The 15,470-nt window shown below is 57.9% G+C and carries 14 protein-coding genes; 7 read left to right on the top strand and 7 right to left on the bottom strand.

Annotated elements, in window-relative coordinates:
• Nucleotides 1–701: 701 nt before the first annotated feature.
• Complete coding sequence (locus SVU69_05510) at nt 702–1,259, top strand: gamma carbonic anhydrase family protein (protein ID MDY6942455.1); 558 nt, start codon at nt 702–704, stop codon at nt 1,257–1,259.
• A 37-nt stretch (nt 1,260–1,296) separates the two neighbouring features.
• On the opposite strand, the gene SVU69_05505 is transcribed toward SVU69_05510, so the two are convergent.
• The gene (locus SVU69_05505) at nt 1,297–2,331 is read right to left on the bottom strand and encodes a substrate-binding domain-containing protein (GenBank protein MDY6942454.1); all 1,035 of its coding nucleotides are present in this window, start codon (nt 2,329–2,331) and stop codon (nt 1,297–1,299) included.
• A 440-nt stretch (nt 2,332–2,771) separates the two neighbouring features.
• On the opposite strand from SVU69_05505, the gene SVU69_05500 reads away from it, so the two are divergent.
• From SVU69_05500 to phoU, 5 genes are all read left to right on the top strand, one after another.
• Nucleotides 2,772–3,818: a PstS family phosphate ABC transporter substrate-binding protein gene (locus SVU69_05500; protein MDY6942453.1), complete on the top strand. Its 1,047-nt coding sequence runs from the start codon at nt 2,772–2,774 to the stop codon at nt 3,816–3,818.
• 100 nt (nt 3,819–3,918) lie between these two features.
• Nucleotides 3,919–5,301, top strand: a complete 1,383-nt coding sequence (pstC, locus tag SVU69_05495; GenBank protein MDY6942452.1) for a phosphate ABC transporter permease subunit PstC — start codon at nt 3,919–3,921, stop codon at nt 5,299–5,301.
• Nucleotides 5,294–6,613, top strand: a complete 1,320-nt coding sequence (pstA, locus tag SVU69_05490; protein ID MDY6942451.1) for a phosphate ABC transporter permease PstA — start codon at nt 5,294–5,296, stop codon at nt 6,611–6,613. The genes pstC and pstA overlap by 8 nt, the downstream gene beginning before the upstream one ends.
• A gap of 100 nt (nt 6,614–6,713) precedes the next feature.
• On the top strand, nt 6,714–7,532 hold the full coding sequence (pstB, locus tag SVU69_05485) for a phosphate ABC transporter ATP-binding protein PstB (GenBank protein ID MDY6942450.1): 819 nt from the start codon (nt 6,714–6,716) through the stop codon (nt 7,530–7,532).
• 28 nt (nt 7,533–7,560) lie between these two features.
• Nucleotides 7,561–8,292 (top strand): phosphate signaling complex protein PhoU, encoded by a 732-nt coding sequence (gene phoU, locus SVU69_05480; GenBank protein ID MDY6942449.1) that lies wholly within the window; start codon nt 7,561–7,563, stop codon nt 8,290–8,292.
• 75 nt (nt 8,293–8,367) lie between these two features.
• Here phoU and SVU69_05475 read toward each other — a convergent pair whose 3' ends face one another.
• Nucleotides 8,368–8,919 (bottom strand): response regulator transcription factor, encoded by a 552-nt coding sequence (locus SVU69_05475; protein ID MDY6942448.1) that lies wholly within the window; start codon nt 8,917–8,919, stop codon nt 8,368–8,370.
• Nucleotides 8,876–10,183, bottom strand: coding sequence for an ATP-binding protein (locus SVU69_05470; GenBank protein ID MDY6942447.1), 1,308 nt, complete (start codon nt 10,181–10,183; stop codon nt 8,876–8,878). The genes SVU69_05475 and SVU69_05470 overlap by 44 nt, the downstream gene beginning before the upstream one ends.
• A gap of 482 nt (nt 10,184–10,665) precedes the next feature.
• Between SVU69_05470 and SVU69_05465 the strand changes: the two genes are divergently transcribed.
• Nucleotides 10,666–11,697 carry a transporter gene (locus SVU69_05465; protein MDY6942446.1) on the top strand — a complete coding sequence of 344 codons (1,032 nt, stop codon included), beginning with the start codon at nt 10,666–10,668 and terminating at the stop codon, nt 11,695–11,697.
• A 70-nt stretch (nt 11,698–11,767) separates the two neighbouring features.
• Here the strand turns inward: SVU69_05465 and dapE are convergent, their stop codons facing one another.
• The 4 genes from dapE to dapC all read right to left on the bottom strand — a co-directional run bounded on the left by dapE (nt 11,768) and on the right by dapC (nt 15,466).
• Complete coding sequence (gene dapE, locus SVU69_05460) at nt 11,768–12,898, bottom strand: succinyl-diaminopimelate desuccinylase (GenBank protein ID MDY6942445.1); 1,131 nt, start codon at nt 12,896–12,898, stop codon at nt 11,768–11,770.
• A gap of 88 nt (nt 12,899–12,986) precedes the next feature.
• Nucleotides 12,987–13,331 (bottom strand): ArsC family reductase, encoded by a 345-nt coding sequence (locus tag SVU69_05455; protein MDY6942444.1) that lies wholly within the window; start codon nt 13,329–13,331, stop codon nt 12,987–12,989.
• A gap of 3 nt (nt 13,332–13,334) precedes the next feature.
• Nucleotides 13,335–14,159 (bottom strand): 2,3,4,5-tetrahydropyridine-2,6-dicarboxylate N-succinyltransferase, encoded by an 825-nt coding sequence (dapD, locus tag SVU69_05450; GenBank protein MDY6942443.1) that lies wholly within the window; start codon nt 14,157–14,159, stop codon nt 13,335–13,337.
• A 110-nt stretch (nt 14,160–14,269) separates the two neighbouring features.
• Nucleotides 14,270–15,466: a succinyldiaminopimelate transaminase gene (gene dapC / locus SVU69_05445; protein MDY6942442.1), complete on the bottom strand. Its 1,197-nt coding sequence runs from the start codon at nt 15,464–15,466 to the stop codon at nt 14,270–14,272.
• Between the last annotated feature and the right edge of the window lie 4 nt (nt 15,467–15,470).

Below are 15,470 nucleotides of genomic sequence, written 5' to 3'. Positions count from 1 at the left end.
TCTTGCGAGAATTCAAAGGTGATAAAGGAATCCGCGTGCGCGGCAGGTACCAGGGCGGCGGCCAACACAGCGGCTGCGATCGGGCGATTCAGTTTCATTTTTACTCCTAATAAGGTCAAAAGGCGGTTGTTTGTACTGAGTAACACCAAAAGGTGCGCGTGTTGCACACGCGAACCTTCGGACTTGGCGCAGGCTAATCCTTTAAGGGCGCCAAGTCCTTTCCTCTCGCTCTCGCAATGTCGCTGATGCCGCCCGACGGTTTTGCCGTGGGCTTCCCGCTTGGTATCCCCCAAACGATGCGTGTTGGGGAAGGCGGGATTATTTGGGTATGTTTTCTGGCGACACAAACATCGGCAGGATGTCGTAATCACCTGATCCAGGTAACTATAGCGATTCGGCATGACAAATCAATTGCTTCCTCACTCTCTTCGTTTACCAGCTTGGCCTTAATGGCTTCGGCTCGGCCACGTTCCGTTACCACGATCTGGTAATTGGGAAGTTGAGTGATTGTTACCTGAATCCGTCAGAATTCTGACGGAGCCACGGGGGGCTGTCAACCGATAGGCTGCCTTGGCTGGGATTTCCAAGCAGGCGCATTAAGGTTTATCGTTTGGGCGTTGGGGAATTCGAGCGATTTGGTGGCCGGGCCGGATATGATCGCGCGTCGGTCGGCGCGGCGGTCTCATGGAGGAGGGAAAAAGATGATCTATTCCATTGGTCAGCGTCAGGTGACCTGCCGCGGCGAGTATTTTATCGCCGACAGTGCGGTGGTGATTGGTTCGGTGGTTTTGGAAAACAACGCCAGTATTTGGTTCAACGCGGTGGTTCGCGGAGACAACGACCTGATTACCATTGGCGAGAACAGCAACGTTCAAGACGGTTCGGTTTTGCACACCGACCCCGGTATCAAACTCACGATTGGTCCCAACGTGACGATCGGGCACAAGGTGATGCTGCACGGTTGTACCGTGGGGGAGAATAGCTTGATCGGCATCAATGCCGTCATTCTCAATCGAGCCGTGATCGGCAAGAACTGCCTGATCGGTGCCAATACCCTGATTCCGGAAGGCAAGAAGATCCCCGATGGGTCGTTGGTGATGGGGTCGCCGGGTAAAGTGGTGCGCGAGCTCATGCCGCCGGAGATTCAAATGCTCAAGATGAGCGCCCAGCACTACGTTCAAAACGCGCAGCGTTATCGAACGGAGCTACAACCGGGCGTTCCTCTGCTGGCAACTGATGAAGAGGGATCCGGCGACTGATTGGTGTGCCCCCCCGGCGTTTCGCTGGGGGGGCTGATCAGCGTGTCCGATCGTGACGCAGTGGGATCAATCCAATGGCGATGTCACGCGCCCGGTTGCGGCCGATGTCATCCAGTGGAAGAAGTCCCGTTTGGGATAAATATCCTTCCGGCCCCAGCGCGACCTCGCCGGTTAGCGCGTAGAGTAGGGCCTGCAAACCCGGTACGGATTCCACGTGGCGTTTTTTGACGTAAATCAGTGTGGGGCGTATCAGTGGGTATTGGCCATTTCCGATAGTTTCGGCGGTCGGTAAACTGCCATCGATTCTTTGCAGGACAAAGTCCTGGTGCGAGGCGGTGCGGTAGGCGGAGTAGCTGACTAAGGCGAGGCCATCGGGGTTTGCCGTCAACCATTCCACGATATCGGCCTCCGTGCGGCCACCGGGCCGGTATGCCGGGCCTTGCCGTGTCGTACGGCACGCTTCATAACGCTCGGCTTCGGACAGACCTGAAATCAGGCGGTGAGCGAAACACCCTGGCGCCATCAACGATTCGAGAAACTGATATTCCGCCGGAGATCCGGGCGGTGGGCCCATGATTTTGATGGCCCCTATGTCGAGCTCGGGATCGATGTCGTTCCAATGGGTCGCCGGATTACTCACCCATTGGTTTTTTTGTGGTACTGCTTCAGCCAACGCGGTGAATAGCTGGGTGCGGCTAAAGTTGGTGCTGATCGTATGAGCCCCACCAATCAAGACCAACGCGTCGCGGGCGATTTCGATTTCGCTAATTTCGTGAACTCCATTGCGAAGGCAGGTATCAAGTTCGCCCGGCTGTATTCGACGGCTGCTGATCATCAAATCCGGGTGTTCGAAACCGATGCCTCGACAGAATGCGTCGAAACCCATACCGGTGCCGGTCATTTGGAAACGGGGGGCTGGATGATCCGTGTGACCGGCAAAGCGCGTCGATACGGCTTGGACGATATCGAGGGCTGCCCCGGTGCCCACAATTTCGATGTGGTCACGAGCGGTTGCGTGCAGTGGGTTGGCTACGGCGAGAGCATAGAGTAAGGCGAAAATGCGCCAAGTCATGACGAATGGGTCCTTGATGATTTTGATACCGCGGCATTTCGATGCGCGAACCTACCGAAATCAGGGTGATCACTTTGGGCAAGCTAGCAATGGTGCGTGACGGTTCGGTGACAGGGCGTGGGTCTTCGGCCCTACCGCTTGCGGCTCAGGAGCGGGCGATTGGGGGTTGTTGTTTCTTTATTTCAATGTCTTGCGTTCGTCAGGCGATCAGCGTAGGCACAGGGTGATGGCGCATTTGGCGGTCTGTGAACTGATTGCCGTCACAGAATTGTCATCTTATTGAGCTATTTATGTCCCACCCGAGAAAGCCGAGGAGCCGTTCGGTGCGGGGGAAGGGTCGGCGTAATTTGGGGTTGGGCCGACCTGAATTCGGAGTCTGCAATCGCGGCTTCAAACTCCACTTCCACTAATTCGAAGTCGTCAAGGAGCACGGAGGTTATATGTTTAAGAAGTCCGCTGTCCTCGCCGCTGCGTTGTCTGCCGCGGTCGCCGGTTCGGCACACGCCGATGTCGCGCGGGACTATATCAGTATCGTAGGTTCCTCCACGGTTTATCCGTTTGCTACGGTTGTCGCTGAACAATTCGGTAAAACCACAAAATTCAAGACGCCGAAAATCGAATCCACGGGATCCGGCGGCGGCCTGAAACTTTTCTGCGCGGGTGTGGGTGTCGAGCATCCGGACATCACCAATGCTTCGCGGGCCATCAAAGGTTCCGAAAAAGAGATGTGCGCCAAAAACGGCGTGAAAGAAATCGTCGAAGTGAAAATCGGCTATGACGGCATCGCCATGGCCAACTCGACCAAGGCGAAGCCGGTCGCCTTCGAACTGAAGCACGTCTTCCTGGCCCTGGCGAAGGACGTTCCCGATCCCAGCGGCGCTGAAAAACTTGTGCCCAATCCTTACAAGACGTGGAACGAAATCGATTCCAGTCTGCCGAACGCCAAGATCGAAGTCTTGGGTCCGCCCCCGACTTCCGGTACACGCGACGCTTTTGCCGAGCTGGCGCTGGAAGGTGGCTGCAAGAAGTTCGATTGGATTAAGGCGATGAAGAAGAAAGACAAGAAAGCCTACAAGAGCGTTTGCCACACGGTCCGTGAAGACGGCGCCTATGTGGAAGCCGGTGAAAACGATAACCTGATCGTCCAAAAGCTCAACGCCAATCCGGCGGCATTCGGTGTATTCGGGTTCAGCTTCCTCGACCAGAACCGTGACAAGGTCCAAGCGGCCGCGGTGGGTGGCGTGAAGCCGACCTTTGAATCTATCGCCGACGGAAGCTATCCCATTTCTCGTCCGCTGTTCTTCTATGTCAAGAAGGCACACGTGGGCGTGATTCCGGGTATGCGCGAGTACTTGGCCGAGTTCACCAGCAACAAGGCCTGGGGCGACGAAGGCTATCTCTCGGATCGCGGATTGATTCCGCTGCCGATGGATGAGCGCAAAAAAGTCGCCAATGACGTCAAGGAGTTGAACCCGCTTCCCATGTAAGCGGCGTGCAGCGCGTTTGATGTACGACTGAGCGAACGGTGGCTGCTTCTTGCGGTCACCGTTCGCCGCTTCTCGAAGAACCCGACAAATTCGAGCGATCATGAACAGTTACGTACTAGTTTTGGTGCTTCTCCTGCTGAGTTCTGGGGCCTATTTTGTCGGGCGTCAGCGGGCATTCGCCGTGGCGCAGGGCAAGATCCGTAAGCTGCATTCACTCCCAGGCTACTATGGAATCTACGCCGCCATTTGGTGCGGGGTGCCGGCCCTGTTGCTGCTTGGTCTTTGGACGGTTCTGGATTCCAGCTTGATTATCCAGATGGTGATTGCCGATCTTCCGGAGTCTTATCGGGCCCTGGGTCCGGATCGGCTGAATCTTGTGGTCAACGACATTAAAAATCTGGCCAGTGGAAACATCGTGTCCGGTGAGGCGGAGCCCGCCATTGTCGAAGCGGCTAATCGTTACCTCGCACTCAAATCCATGAGCCAGGTGATGCTCGCCGGTGTGGCGTTGGCCGTGGCCATGGGCGGCGCGGCCTTTACGCTGACCCGTATCAAGCCCCACCAGCGGGCCCGCAACGCCGTGGAACGCGCGGTCATGATCGGTTTGATCGTCTGTTCCAGTATCGCAATTTTGACCACCGTCGGGATCGTGTTTTCGGTTTTGTTTGAATCCCTCCGGTTTTTTCGGTCGGTGCCGGCCACAGAGTTTCTGTTCGGCCTGAAATGGAGCCCGCAGACTGCAATTCGTGCCGATCAAGTGGGTTCTTCGGGCAGTTTCGGTGCAATCCCACTGTTCGCTGGCACGATGATGATCTCGGCCATCGCCATGACGGTGGCGGTACCCATCGGTTTATTGTCGGCATTCTATTTGTCGGAATACGCCGGAGCGCGGTTTCGTGCCGTGGCCAAGCCGTTGCTCGAGGTGCTCGCCGGAATCCCCACCGTGGTCTACGGTTTTTTCGCAGCGTTGACCGTTGCCCCGCTGATCCGTGAACTGGGTACATCCATTGGGCTCGATGTGGCATCCGAAAGCGCGTTGGCCGCGGGCATGGTCATGGGGGTCATGATCATCCCGTTCGTGTCTTCTCTTTCCGATGATGTGATCAACGCGGTGCCTCAATCGCTCCGAGACGGCGCCTACGGTTTGGGGGCAACCCGATCGGAGACGATCATGCGGGTGGTATTTCCCGCTGCCTTGCCCGGTATTGTCGGTGGGGTATTGCTTGCAGTCTCGCGAGCGATCGGCGAGACCATGATCGTCGTGATGGCGGCGGGACTGGCGGCCAATCTGACGGTCAACCCCCTGGAAGCTGTGACCACGGTGACCGTGCAGATCGTGACCCTGCTTGTGGGAGACCAAGAATTCGACAGTCCCAAAACCCTGGCGGCTTTTGCGCTGGGTTTGGTGTTGTTTTTGGTGACGCTGGTGCTAAACGTGATTGCCCTTCAGGTTGTTCGTCGCTACAGGGAGCAATATGAATAGTTCAACCACTGTGACGGGTCCTGGCGTATCAGCCGGACAACGCCCGATTGACATCATTCGCGCCGGGATGAAGAAACGGCGCGCCAGAGAAAAGCGCTTTCAATGGGTGAGTTTGGCCGCGATTATTCTGGGCATCTCGTTCGTCGCGATGTTGTTCATCAGCATTTTTCTTAGCGGCTATACGGCCTTCTTTCAGACTTACCTCAAAATCGATGTCGCGCTGGATCCGGCCGTGATCGCGCCGGATGGTCAGATGGACCGTGAAACGTTGGGTCGCGCCGATTTCGGCGGCTTGATTAAACAATCCTTGCGGGAAGACTTCCCCGATGTCACCAGCCGGGCCGAAAAGCGCAAGCTCTACGACTTGGTCAGTTCGGGAGCGGCGTTCCAGTTGCGTGATCGCGTCATGGAAGATCCCTCGCTGGTGGGGCAAACCATCAGTCTATGGGTGCCGGCGGACGACGAAATCGACATGTTGAACAAGGGGCATATCGATCGCGCGCTGCCTGAGTCGGAACGGCGTATCAAAGATAATCAGTTGGCTTGGGTGGACCAACTGGCCGAAGAGGGACGGTTGACCACTCGGTTTAACACCACGTTCTTCACCGCCGGCGATTCCCGTGATCCGGAGTTGGCGGGTATTTGGGGTGCGGCGGCAGGGTCATTCTTCACCTTGACGGTGACGTTGCTTCTGTCCTTCCCGTTGGGCGTCGCGGCAGCGGTTTATCTTGAAGAGTTCGCGCCACGTAATCGGATTACTGATCTGATTGAGGTGAATATCAATAACTTGGCTGCCGTGCCTTCGATCGTGTTCGGTTTACTGGGTTTGGCGGTGTTCATCAATTTCTTTGGCTTGCCGCGCTCGGCGCCCCTGGTAGGCGGATTGGTCTTGACCCTCATGACCTTACCCACGATCATTATCGCCAGTCGGGCTGCACTGAAAGCAGTACCGCCTTCGATTCGGGAGGCCGCCTTGGGGATTGGCGCTTCGCCTCTACAAACCGTGACTTATCATGTGTTGCCGCTGGCCATGCCGGGCATGCTCACCGGAACGATCATCGGAATGGCGCAAGCGCTTGGGGAAACGGCTCCTCTTTTGATGATCGGGATGGTGGCTTTTATCGTTGACGTCCCATCGAACGCGTTTGATCCGTCAACAGCGCTTCCGGTGCAGATTTTTCTTTGGGCGGATAGTCCTGAACGAGCTTTCGTCGAACGCACCTCCGGTGCGATTCTGGTACTTCTCGTCTTTTTGGCATTGATGAATTTTGCCGCGGTTTTGATGCGTCGACGCTTCGAGCGACGGTGGTGAGAATCATTACCATCTTTTGTGGGGTTGCGAGATGGAAACGATCACTGAAAAGGGCTTTGGTGTAGTGAGTGACGAAAACCGAGTGAACGATGCGGTGAACATGGGGCACACCGCGACGATACGGCGTGATGTTCGCGAGACGATCGGGGAGTCGCGCGTGGGAAGTCCGCGCATTCGCTGTGACGATGTGAACGTCTTTTACGCCCAAAACCATGCGATCAAGCACGTCAACCTGGATGTCGGCAAGAATGAAGTCCTGGCGATGATCGGACCTTCGGGCTGCGGCAAGTCGACATTTTTGCGGTGCCTGAATCGAATGAACGACACCATCGACGGCTGTCGGGTCACCGGCCAGATCATGATGGACGGGGAGGACATCAACGGTTCGGCCATTGACGTGGTGCCGCTGCGTGCCCAAGTGAGCATGGTCTTCCAAAAGCCCAATCCTTTTCCGAAGTCGATTTGGGAAAACGTCGCATTCGGCCCTCGTATTCACGGTTTGGCCCGAAATCGTTCGGAGTTGAACGATCTTGTGGAAGCGAGTTTGAAGCGCGCCGGTTTGTGGGACGAGGTTAAAGACCGGCTCGATCAACCCGGTACCGGCCTGTCCGGTGGTCAACAGCAACGTCTGTGCATCGCGCGGACCATTGCGGTACAGCCGGAGGTGATTTTGATGGACGAACCGTGCTCCGCCCTCGATCCCATTTCCACTGCGAAGGTGGAAGAGTTAATTGACGAACTGCGCGAGCACTATTCCATTTGCATCGTCACGCATTCCATGCAGCAGGCCGCCCGGGTTTCTCAGCGAACGGCTTATTTCCATTTGGGCGATTTGATCGAAATTGGCAGCACCGATCAGATTTTCACCAACCCTAGGCACGAGTTGACCGAGGATTACATTACCGGTCGCTTCGGCTAGGGAAACGTGACGCGCTTAGGGTTGCGGGATGAAACGGGATCAAGAATTGGCGGGTAGAGACTTGGAAGGTCATACGGTTCGTCGCTACGACGGGGAGCTCAACCATCTTCATATGACGGTGTTGGAGATGGGCGGGTTGGTCCTCGACCAAGTGCGTCTGGCGCTGCAAGCGCTTCGTCATCACGACGATGGAATGGTCGACGAGGTGAAATCGCGCGAGAACCAAGTCGACGCCTTGGAAGTCAAGCTCGATGAGCAAATCGCCCATGTCATTGCCCGACGTGGCCCGGTGGCCAAAGATCTGAGGGTGATCATCGCCTTTTCCAAAGCGGTCGCCGATTTGGAGCGGATCGGTGACGAGGCGGCAAAGGTCGCCATTCTTGGCGGAGATCTTTACCCAGAGGGCAACAACGGTCCGAGTGATATGTTGATTCGAGATGCCCATATCGTCGGCAAAGTCGCCCGCGATATGTTGCAAGAAGCGCTAGACGTGCTGGATTCTCTCAGTGTGTCCCGGGCAGCACGGTTGGTAAACAGCGAGCAGAATCTGGATGAGGAATTCCAGTCCAGTTTACGTCGTCTAACGACTTTCGTGATGGAAGATGCACGCAACGTCGGTCACGTTGTTACTATTACTTTGATTCTTAAAGCGTTGGAGCGTATCGGCGATCACGCCAAGAATTTGGCGGAATATGTGATTTATATGGTGGAAGGACAGGACGTTCGCCACCACGACAACCCACCTCCTGTCTCTTCCTAAAACGCCCACACTGCTCGGGTTGCGATACGGCCGGTCTTCACTGTCCGATGCCGATTGCCATAAGTGCCATACGGCTTATCGTTTCACGGCGTGTTTCGCGAGCTTTCGTTGTAATGTTCGGCGGTGCATGTTCAAACTTCGGGCGGCCGCCGAAACGTTGCCATTGTGTTCGTTCAAAACCCGCTGAATATGTTCCCACTCAAGTCGGCGAACGGACAACGGCGTGCTTTCGACATCTTGTGTGGGATCCGGCGTTTCCCGCCCGAAAGCGTCGATGATGGCATCGGCATCCACCGGTTTGGGCAAGTAATACGTGGCGCCCAGTTTGACGGCATCGATGGCCGTAGCGATGCTCGCGTAGCCGGTCAGAATCACGATGCGCATCGCGGGGTTGAGCTTTCGCAGCGCCGGTATCAGTTGCAAGCCCGATTCTTGATCCCCGAGGCGCAGATCGACGATAGCATGCGATGGCACAGATGCTTGGGCCTGTGTTAACGCTTCGGCGCTGTCGCTGGCGCAGGTCACTTCAAAGCCTCGTCGTCTCAAGACCCGCGCCAGAATACGACTGAACGTCTCGTCGTCATCAACGAGTAATAGATTGTGTTGCGACGTTGTCATTTCGCTCATGATGTTCACCGGAAATCACGGGGGCGAGCAACGGCAAGGTCACTTCCACTCGTGTGCCTTGCTTGCCGGTAGCGGCAATGCGCAGCTCGCCGCGTGCCCGCCGAATGATGCTGGCCGCCAGGAAAAGGCCGACGCCGTGTCCTGTAGGTTTTCGCGTGGTTTGTGGATCCCCGAGGGTCTCGACGACTTCTGACGAGATTCCCGCGCCCCGGTCCACGATGGCGAGCAAAAGTTGATCCCGCTGCCAGCTCGCAGTCACGGATACAGGATCCCGGCAGGCATCGGCGGCATTGTTCATTACGCTGATCAATGCTTGCAGCACGGTTGTGTCCACCACCAGGCGAGGTTGTGTCCCCTCGCCGGTGATCGCCACCCGGACTTCGTGCTCGGGGCGCAGGGCGCGCCATTGCGCTATGAGTTCGTTTAGTAGCTCTCGTACCGACAGTGCCGTGGTGTCTTGCGCCCTCGGCCTACCGGCCGTGACCAATGCCCGGTTGATACTGTTGCGGCAGCGGGTCACTTGTTCACGCAGTACGTTCAGATCATCCAACAACTCCGGTTGGTCGATATATCGCTCCCGCAGATCGTCAACGAGTAAAGCCATGGTGGACAGGGGCGTGCCCAGTTCGTGCGCTGTTCCGGCGGCCAAGGCCCCCATGGCCACCACTTGCTGGTCCCGCAGGGCGTTTTCTCGTATTTCCGCCAGGTCGTTTCCCCGCTGTCGAAGTGCTTCGGCCATATATCCGATGAAAAACGCAATCACGCCCGCGGCGACCACGAAACTGCCCCACATGCCCGCCATGTGCAGATCGAACCCATCGTGGCCGGAGGTATGGAGCGGTAGCGGTATGTGGTAGTAGATCAGCGCACTGTACGAGACCACCGTGGCCAATGCGAGTTGTAGCGTGTCGCGTGGTGGCAGGGTTGAAGCCGCAATGGCCAAGGGAAGCAAATAGAACGATGTAAACGGATTGGTGTAGCCGCCGGTGAAATAAAACAAAGCGGTTAATCCTGCGACGTCGACCGCCAAATGCCAGAAAAACCGCAGCCGGGAGACCGTGGTCTGGCGCGATGCGGCGCGCCACGCGGAGGCGTTGTCGATCGCCATCAACACGCCGATCACGACGCAGGGGATGATGGGCAGTGGCATGCTCAGACCCATATAGCCGACGGCCAGCGCTCCACTCAGCCCGATCAAAGCAACGACTCGGACGTAGAACAGGCGCTTCAAATTATCAGCAGGTAAAAGCAGCGTTTGCCTCATGCCAAACTCATGAAAAATTATCAATCTACAGATGAGTATACCTTGCACCGCCAGCGACGCGGTCGGTGCGACAATTTGCCGCGCGACAGCGTGCCGCATTCCCGGGCATCGCCTGCCTCTCTACAATGCGTTCTCACCGGATACGTTTCGTTGTTGTTTCGGTTCCGACCAGTCCCTCGGGCCGAGTCGATCACGGATCGACAGACCTGTTTAGCCTCCCGCGCAGGTTCGTGACGTGATCGGACGATGATCAGAAAGAAGCGTATCGGGTGATATTCCCAACCTCTCTTTGCATCTCGCAAACTCGCCGGGGTCGGTGCCCACCGTCTCCGGCGTTCTTTTTCGTGTGATTCCTCAGCTACGCCGATTCCCCGGCCAGACCGATCGCCGGTGCGGCGATATGTCGCAGGTGACACCCTCCGGCGTCTTCTAGAATAGCGCCCTGTTCCGAAACTCAAACAAAAACACCGACGGAGGATGAGATGGGACGGACGACGGATCGAAACGGGATATTCCACCTTTCATTGGCAGCAGTCATGCTCGGCTTGAGTTCGGCTGCCGGCGCCCATTCCCAATGGGAGGCTTCGCGGGTGGATGCCCATGCACCCATCGGCGTGATGGGCGATCATACCCACAATGCCGGCGAAGTGATGCTTTCCTATCGCTATATGCACATGGAAATGGATGGCAATCGCATCGGTACGGACTCGGTATCGGTCGCCGAAGCTTTAGCCGCCGGCCCCTATGCGGTGGTGCCGGTCAAGATGGATATGGACATGCACATGTTCGGCGTGATGTACGCGCCAACGGACCGGCTGACCTTGATGGCGATGGTGCCCTATGTGCGTTTGGAAATGTTGCACGCAACCGCCATGGGTGGAAGCTTTGTCACCGAGGCGGAAGGTGTGGGCGATGTGAGCGTTGGGGGCTTGGTGAGGCTAAACAAAACCGGCCCTCACCTGGTGCATCTCAATTTGGGAGTGAGTCTGCCCACCGGCCGTATCGACGAGCGAGACGATACGCCGGCGATGGCCAACGCCAAGCTACCCTATCCCATGCAGCTCGGTTCCGGCACGGTGGACTTGAAACCGGGGTTGACCTACTTGGGGCAAACTGAGTCCTGGTCCTGGGGGGCGCAGACCATCGCGACCATCCGCATGGGAGAAAACAGCGAGGATTACACGCTGGGGGATCGCATCGATGCCACTGCTTGGGTCGCAAAACCGTGGACGGGGAGTTTAAGTACCTCCTTGCGCTTGGGGTTGGCCAACTGGGGCAACATCGACGGCTTTGATCCCGACTTGAATCCGGCCATGATTCCCACCGCGGACCCGTCGTTACGCGGCGGCGAGCGCGTGGACGTGGGGATCGGTGCCAATCTCTACGGTCGCGAGGGCGTGCTGCGGGGACATCGGCTGGCGCTGGAAGTGACCGTGCCGGTCAAGCAGCGCCTGGATGGCCCGCAGTTGGAGGCTGACTGGACCGCGATAGCCGGTTGGCAATACAGCTTCTAACTTGACCGCTAACGGCGTGATGGGCGGTTCGGTCCCGCTCATCACGCCGATTTGTTCACCGGGTCCCCGGTCAGCCGCCGAGCAGGCGTTCCAGAATGTTTTCGTAGATATCGGCGAGCGTCTCCAGCTCGTCGATGTCAATCCACTCGTTCGCCTGATGGATGCTCTCATTGACCGGACCGACTTCCACCACCTGAGCCCCCTGTTTGGCGATGAAGCGTCCGTCTGAGGTCCCGCCGGATGTGGAAACCTGGGGTGATTTTCCCGTTACGGCCTTGACGGCTTCCTGCGTTGCGTCCAGCAGTTCACCGGAGCCGGTCACGTAGGGTTCGCCCGACAGTTCCCACTCGATGCGGTAATCCAGCCGATGCTGGCTCAAGATGCCTTCGACACGCTTTTTGAGGTCCATCGGCGCGCTGGCAGGGCAGTATCGAAAATTGAACGTCACTTCCATGTGTCCGGGAATGACGTTGGTCGCGCCGGTTCCAGCTTTGACATTGGATATCTGAAAGGTGGTCGGTGGGAAATCTTTGCTGCCCGAGTCCCACTCCATCCGGCACAACTCGTCCAGAGCGCGGGTGGATTCATGGATGGGGTTGCGGGCGTACTCGGGGTAAGCCACGTGCCCCTGCATGCCGAGGACGGTAAGCCGGCCATGAAGTGAACCGCGCCGGCCGTTCTTGACGGTATCGCCAACGGTTGTCTCGGCGGTGGGTTCGCCTACCACACACCAGTTAATCAAATCTCCCCGCTCGCGAAGCGCTTCGACGACGTTGACCGTTCCGTGGACGGCGGGGCCTTCCTCGTCGCTGGTCACCAGCATGCCGATGCTGCCCTTGTGGTGCGGATGCCGTTTAACGAACCGTTCCAGCGCCGTGATCATCGCGGCCAGTGAGCCCTTCATATCGGCCGCGCCGCGGCCGTATAGGCGACCGTTGCGTATCTCCGGGGTGAACGGGTCGGTTTCCCAGGTATCGGTGGGGCCGGGAGGGACCACATCGGTATGTCCGGCGAACACCAGTAACGGCGCGGCATGTCCGCGTCGGGCAAAGAAATTGCTCACGTCCTGTTCATTGAACGGTTCGGCTCGAAAACCCAGGTCCGCCAACCGATCCATCAGCAGGTCTTGGCAGCCCGCATCCTCTGGCGTGATGGAGGGCTTGGCAATCAGCTGCTTGGCAAGTTCCAAAGTTGTGGACATACGCATGCGTTCCTTTCGCAATGGTTTGGCGGGCTCGTGTTTCCGGCTCGATTTGATGACGGCCGTGGCGCCCTATTCGTTCCGCGCTTTAAGGTGACAAGTTGGCATAACGGTCTTCGGAGAAGCCGATAATGCGTTGTGTCCCGGTATCAAGGATCGGGCGTTTAATTAATGTGGGATTTTCTAACATCAGTCCCGCGGCGCGCTCCTGATTTAGGTCAGATCGAGCGGCTTCCGGTAATCTACGCCAGGTGAGACCCCGGCGATTGAGGAGGGTTTCCCAGCCGACCTCGGCGACCCAATCACGCAGCAGCGTTTCGCTAAGTCCGTCGCGGCGAAAGTCGTGAAATTGATAGTCTTGCCCGACACCATCCAAATAGCGGCGAGCTCGACGCACGGTGTCGCAGTTGGCGATTCCGTAGAGTGTCCACATGGGTCAGTCGATGTTCCGCAGCAGGTCGTTGATGCCCACTTTGCCGCGGGTCTTCTCGTCGACCCGTTTGACGATCACCGCGCAGTACAGGCTGTATTGGCCGTCCTTGGAGGGCAGATTACCCGGCACCACCACCGAGCCGGCGGGCACCCGGCCATAGATGACTTCGCCGGATTCGCGGTCATAAATTTTGGTGCTTTGACCGATGTAGACACCCATGGAGATGACGGCACCCCGTTCCACGATCACTCCTTCGACGATTTCGGAACGAGCGCCGATGAAGCAGTCGTCCTCGATGATCGTCGGTGCAGCTTGCAGCGGTTCCAGAACGCCGCCGATGCCAACGCCGCCGGAGAGATGGACATTGCGGCCGATTTGGGCGCATGACCCCACCGTGGCCCAGGTATCCACCATGGTGCCGGAGCCCACATAGGCGCCGATGTTTACATATGACGGCATCAGGACCACATTGGAGGCAATGTGTGTGCCGCGGCGGACGGTGGCCGGCGGGACTACTCGGACGCCTTGGGCCTGAAACGCCGCTTCATCAAATGACGCGTACCGCGTGGGAACCTTGTCATAGAAATGGGTGAAACCGCCGTCCAGTAGGCGGTTTTCCTCGGTGCGGAACGAGAGCAGAACGGCTTTTTTCAACCACTCATTGACGCGCCATCCGCCTTCGGTGGGTTCGGCCACCCGGGCGCTTCCCGATTCCAGCAGCGCCAGTGCTTCTTCAATGGCCTCTTTAACGGCCGGGTCGACCCGTTCCGGTGTGATCTCCGCTCGGTGCTCGAACGCGTTCTCGATGGTTTCTTTTAAGTTGCTCATGGCTTCTCCGAGTGACTGAGGCCAACCTGACTATTGTCCGTGCTGATGCCGGAAAAGGGACATATTTTAGCAGTTGGGAGCGGCATTGGGGCGGATGCTGTGGTCGGGTTTCAACCGGCCTCCAGGCAGCGGGCAAGACGGGCGATACCGGGGCCGACCTGTTCGGGCGGCGCGACCAGGGAGATGCGGACATAGTCCTGCCCCGGATCGCCCTCGGCCGTGGGTCGGGAAAGATAGCTGCCGGGGACCACGCGAACGCCGTGGTCGCGGTAAGCGGCCAGCGCGAAATCTATATCCGAACCCGGTGTGGGCAACCACAAATAAAATCCGCCCGCCGGTGCTTTGATGTCGCTCAGGGGTGAGAGAATCTCCAACGCGGAATCAAACGCCTGCCGATAGTTCGCCCGGTTTCGAACCACATGGGCTTCGTCACGCCAAGCCGAGATGCTGGCGGCTTGGGTGGGCGGGGGCATGGCACTGCCATGGTAGGTGCGGTAGCGCAAAAACAAGCGAATCAGATCGGCATCGCCGGCAACGAATCCCGACCTCAGACCGGGCAGGTTGGATCGTTTCGAGAGGCTGTGAAACACCATGCAGCGGTGAAAATCCCGCCGACCGGTCACGGCACAGGCTTGCAGTAATCCGGGTGGCGGTGAGCTCTCGTCGGGATAGATCTCGCTGTAACACTCATCCCCCGCAATAACGAAATCGTAGCGGTCGGCCAGTTCCAGCCACTGCACCAGATAGTCCAATGAAGCGACCGCGCCGGTGGGATTATTGGGCGTGCACAAATAAACCAACTGGCAGTCGGCCAACGTGGCGGCGGGGATGGCGTCAGGGTCCGGGAGATTGTGATTGACCGGCCAACAGTTCATATAGAAGGGTTCGGCACCGGCCAACAACGCCGCACCCTCGTAGATCTGGTAACAGGGGTTGGGCATGGCCACCTTGGCCCCCGGGATCGGGTCGATGAGGCACTGGGCGAACGCAAACAGCGCTTCGCGCGTGCCATTAACCGGCAATACATGTTGGGCGGGGTCGATCCAGCCGGTCGGTACCTTGAATCGCCGAGCGGCCCACTCGGCACAGCTCTCACGGAGTTCTATGGTCCCGAGCGTGGCCGGGTAGTTGCCCGCGCTTTCCAACGCGTCGGTCAATGCCGATAGCACGGCGGACGGTGGCGGCTGTGTGGGTTCGCCGATGGCGAATGAAATCACCGGCTGGTCGGAAGGGGGGGATACCCCGGACAGCAGTTGGGACAGCCGTTCGAACGGGTACGGTTTCAAGGCATCCATGCGAGGATTCACAGTT

It is taken from the genome of Pseudomonadota bacterium, assembly GCA_034189865.1.
In the GTDB taxonomy this organism is placed as follows: Bacteria; Pseudomonadota; Gammaproteobacteria; order UBA5335; family UBA5335; genus JAXHTV01.
Note: the sequence above shows the minus strand (reverse complement) of the source record. Positions and strands in the feature narration are given on the sequence as shown.

Coding starts and splice junctions, on each gene's coding strand:
- SVU69_05455 (MDY6942444.1), bottom strand. CDS start 13,331: ATGTGGACACTCTACGGAATCGCCAACTGCGACACCGTGCGTCGAGCT.
- SVU69_05470 (MDY6942447.1), bottom strand. CDS start 10,183: ATGAGGCAAACGCTGCTTTTACCTGCTGATAATTTGAAGCGCCTGTTC.
- pstB (MDY6942450.1), top strand. CDS start 6,714: ATGGGGCACACCGCGACGATACGGCGTGATGTTCGCGAGACGATCGGG.
- dapD (MDY6942443.1), bottom strand. CDS start 14,159: ATGAGCAACTTAAAAGAAACCATCGAGAACGCGTTCGAGCACCGAGCG.
- SVU69_05475 (MDY6942448.1), bottom strand. CDS start 8,919: ATGAGCGAAATGACAACGTCGCAACACAATCTATTACTCGTTGATGAC.
- SVU69_05510 (MDY6942455.1), top strand. CDS start 702: ATGATCTATTCCATTGGTCAGCGTCAGGTGACCTGCCGCGGCGAGTAT.
- pstA (MDY6942451.1), top strand. CDS start 5,294: ATGAATAGTTCAACCACTGTGACGGGTCCTGGCGTATCAGCCGGACAA.
- phoU (MDY6942449.1), top strand. CDS start 7,561: ATGAAACGGGATCAAGAATTGGCGGGTAGAGACTTGGAAGGTCATACG.
- SVU69_05505 (MDY6942454.1), bottom strand. CDS start 2,331: ATGACTTGGCGCATTTTCGCCTTACTCTATGCTCTCGCCGTAGCCAAC.
- dapE (MDY6942445.1), bottom strand. CDS start 12,898: ATGTCCACAACTTTGGAACTTGCCAAGCAGCTGATTGCCAAGCCCTCC.
- pstC (MDY6942452.1), top strand. CDS start 3,919: ATGAACAGTTACGTACTAGTTTTGGTGCTTCTCCTGCTGAGTTCTGGG.
- SVU69_05500 (MDY6942453.1), top strand. CDS start 2,772: ATGTTTAAGAAGTCCGCTGTCCTCGCCGCTGCGTTGTCTGCCGCGGTC.
- SVU69_05465 (MDY6942446.1), top strand. CDS start 10,666: ATGGGACGGACGACGGATCGAAACGGGATATTCCACCTTTCATTGGCA.